The 2,675-nt window shown below is 39.4% G+C and carries 5 protein-coding genes; all 5 read left to right on the top strand.

The features are described 5' to 3' along the window. A partial coding sequence (locus ACFIME_RS07230) for a phage antirepressor KilAC domain-containing protein (RefSeq protein ID WP_375661206.1) occupies positions 1 to 199 on the top strand: 199 nt, incomplete at its 5' end. A gap of 12 nt (positions 200 to 211) precedes the next feature. Beyond that, positions 212 to 976 carry a hypothetical protein gene (locus ACFIME_RS07225; protein ID WP_375684727.1) on the top strand — a complete coding sequence of 255 codons (765 nt, stop codon included), beginning with the start codon at positions 212 to 214 and terminating at the stop codon, positions 974 to 976. Between the two features lie 14 nt (positions 977 to 990). After that, on the top strand, positions 991 to 1,605 hold the full coding sequence (locus tag ACFIME_RS07220) for a hypothetical protein (RefSeq protein WP_375684726.1): 615 nt from the start codon (positions 991 to 993) through the stop codon (positions 1,603 to 1,605). A 3-nt stretch (positions 1,606 to 1,608) separates the two neighbouring features. Continuing rightward, on the top strand, positions 1,609 to 2,073 hold the full coding sequence (locus ACFIME_RS07215) for a hypothetical protein (RefSeq protein WP_375684725.1): 465 nt from the start codon (positions 1,609 to 1,611) through the stop codon (positions 2,071 to 2,073). A gap of 5 nt (positions 2,074 to 2,078) precedes the next feature. After that, positions 2,079 to 2,561, top strand: a complete 483-nt coding sequence (locus tag ACFIME_RS07210) for a hypothetical protein (RefSeq protein WP_375607541.1) — start codon at positions 2,079 to 2,081, stop codon at positions 2,559 to 2,561. Positions 2,562 to 2,675 lie beyond the last annotated feature (114 nt).

The following is a 2,675-nucleotide window of genomic DNA, read 5'->3' as shown; positions in this document are numbered from 1 at the left end:
AAAAGGATGGGTGTATCGACGCACTTTCGGGGATCGCTTATTGCCTTATCAGGATAAAATCCAAAAAGGACTAATGGATTGTCCCACCATTACACTTCAAACCGCAAGTGGAATAGAAAAAGTCATTCCTTGCGCAAAAATCACAGCAAAAGGAATTGGTGTGTTGTCTCAAGAGATTAAAAAACAAAACATGCATTAAGGGAAATAAACCATGGAAAAAAAATACGAACTTACTGATGAAACAATCAATGTTGATGGCAAAATCCTTCACCGTATACGTGCTTTAAGAAACTTTGGTGATGTCGAGAAAGGCAACCTAGGAGGCTATATCGAGAAAGAAGACAACCTAAGTCATGAAGATGATTGTTGGGTAGATGGTGATGCCAAGGTGCTTGAAAGCGCTACCATTTTTGATAATGCCAAGATATTTGATGGCGCCTGTATTAGTGGAAATGCTACGGTTTGTGATAAGGCACAAGTTTACGATAAGGCACAAGTTTACGGTAACGCCAAGGTTTACGACAATTCTCGTATTTATGGAAGTGCACAAGTTTACGATGATGCACGTGTTTACGATGATGCACGTGTTTACGATGATGCACATGTTTACGATGATGCAGTCATTTACGTTAATGCAAAAGTTTGCGGTGATGCCAAGGTTTATGGAAAAGCAAGAATATACCATGACGCCGTAATTTCCGAACATGCACGCGTTTATGACAATGCAGAAGTTTTCGACAACGCTACAATTTCGCACGTTGCATCCGCTTGTGACAATGCTCGTATTTTCGGTAAAGCAAAGGTTGGTGGTTGTGCCGAAATTTATGATGGAGCACATGTCTCTGAAAAAGCTAAAGTTGGCGGTCACGCAAAAATCTCTGGAAATGCCCGTGTGTTTGGTGGTGCAATAGTTTGCGAGAATGCCAAAGTAACCGGAAATACAAAAGTATCTGGAAATGACACTGTTTTAAGATAAGGGCGACTTAAACCATGGAAAAAAAATACGAATTTACTGATGAAACAATTGAGTTTGGGCGCAGAACGCTCCGCCGCATTCGTGCACTGAGAGATTTGGGGGACGTCAAGAAAGGTGATCTTGGCGGCTATATCGAGAAAGAAGACAATCTAAGTCATGATGGCAATTGCTGGGTAGGTGATGATGCAAAAGTCTATGGTTATGCCAAGGTTTTTGATGATGCACATGTTTATGGGAATGCTCGTGTAGATGGTTATGCAAGAGTTTATGACAAAGCCAAGGTTTATGGTGATGCTTATATTTATAACATTGCTGATATTTACGAAAATGCATGTGTTTTTGGTAGTGCATCTGTTACCGGAGAAACTAATATTTTTGGTAATGCGCAGATTTTTGGACATGCTCGTGTTTTTGCCAGTGCACAAATCTACGAAAATGCACAAGTTTCCGGTGGTGCATTTATTAGTGGAAAAGCTGAAATTTATGGAAATGCTAAAATCTATGACAGTCCATTGATTTCCATCAGAGCAAAAGTTGGGGGAAATGCCAAAATCTGTGGTGATGCATTTATTCATGGAAACGCAGAGATCATCAATGATAAAATCATCACAACGGGCATGAGGCAATAAACCATGGAAAAAAAATACGAATTTACTGATGAAAAAACTGTGTTTGATGGAAGAACTCTTCACCGAATTAGAGCATTAAGAGACTTTGGATATGTCAAAAAAGGTGACCTAGGCGGTTTTATAGAAAAAGAGAGCAACTTAAGCCATAAGAGAGACTGTTGGATTTTTGGCAATGCACAAGTTTACGATAATGCCAAAGTTTATGATGATGCCCGTGTTTATGGGAATGCACAAATTTCTGGAAATGCACAAGTTTTTGATTATGCCGAAGTTGGTGGTGCTGATGTTGGAGATAATGCCAAGGTTTTTGACTATGCGCGGATTTATGGGAATTCTGTTATAGGGGAAAGTGTACACGTTTACGGAAATGCTAAAATTTACAATCAAGCATATATTTGCTGTCGTGTAAACATTGCTGGAAATTGTAAAATTAGTGGCTCCACCATAATCGAAGAACGTGAGAAATAGTAACCATGAAAAAGAAATACGAACTTACTGATGAAATAGACATCCTCTATCGTCGACCAGTTCGTCGCATTCGTGCACTGAGAGACTTTGGAAAGGTCAAGAAAGGTGATCTTGGTGGTTTTATAGAGCATGAAGGTAACCTCTCTCATGAGGGCGATTGTTGGGTTAGGGATAAGGCAAAGGTTTGCAGTAATGCTCAAATTTATGAGAATGCACAAGTATTTGGACGAGCACGTATCTCATGTAATGCACGTATTTATGGAAATGCTAATGTTTTTGGAAACGCTTGTGTTGAATCCAATGCACATATTTTCGATAATGCGCAAGTTTACGGAATAGCCGAAATTCACGGCAATGCCAAAATTTGTGAAAAAGCTCATATTGGTGGTGAAGCTGTTGTATGTGGTAACACATGTATTTCAGGCAACACACATATTAGTTATAGTAGAAAAGCCGAACATATCCCTAGGAAAAGACAGAGCGTATAAGCACTTTCTAACAACCAACCATTTTTAAACACAAGCGTGATTCACGCCACGGGTGAATTGCGCGCAATGTAGGAAATCAAGATGAAAAATTCTACTTTTTTAAACGAAATGGCA

Origin of the sequence: Bartonella sp. AP1QHHD, from assembly GCF_042196265.1 — a bacterium.
Taxonomy (GTDB): Bacteria; Pseudomonadota; Alphaproteobacteria; order Rhizobiales; family Rhizobiaceae; genus Bartonella.
Note: the sequence above shows the minus strand (reverse complement) of the source record. Positions and strands in the feature narration are given on the sequence as shown.

What these genes read in the sequence shown, in the direction of transcription:
- ACFIME_RS07215 (WP_375684725.1), top strand. Translation starts at nt 1,609, where the DNA reads ATGGAAAAAAAATACGAATTTACTGATGAAAAAACTGTGTTTGATGGA.
- ACFIME_RS07225 (WP_375684727.1), top strand. Translation starts at nt 212, where the DNA reads ATGGAAAAAAAATACGAACTTACTGATGAAACAATCAATGTTGATGGC.
- ACFIME_RS07210 (WP_375607541.1), top strand. Translation starts at nt 2,079, where the DNA reads ATGAAAAAGAAATACGAACTTACTGATGAAATAGACATCCTCTATCGT.
- ACFIME_RS07220 (WP_375684726.1), top strand. Translation starts at nt 991, where the DNA reads ATGGAAAAAAAATACGAATTTACTGATGAAACAATTGAGTTTGGGCGC.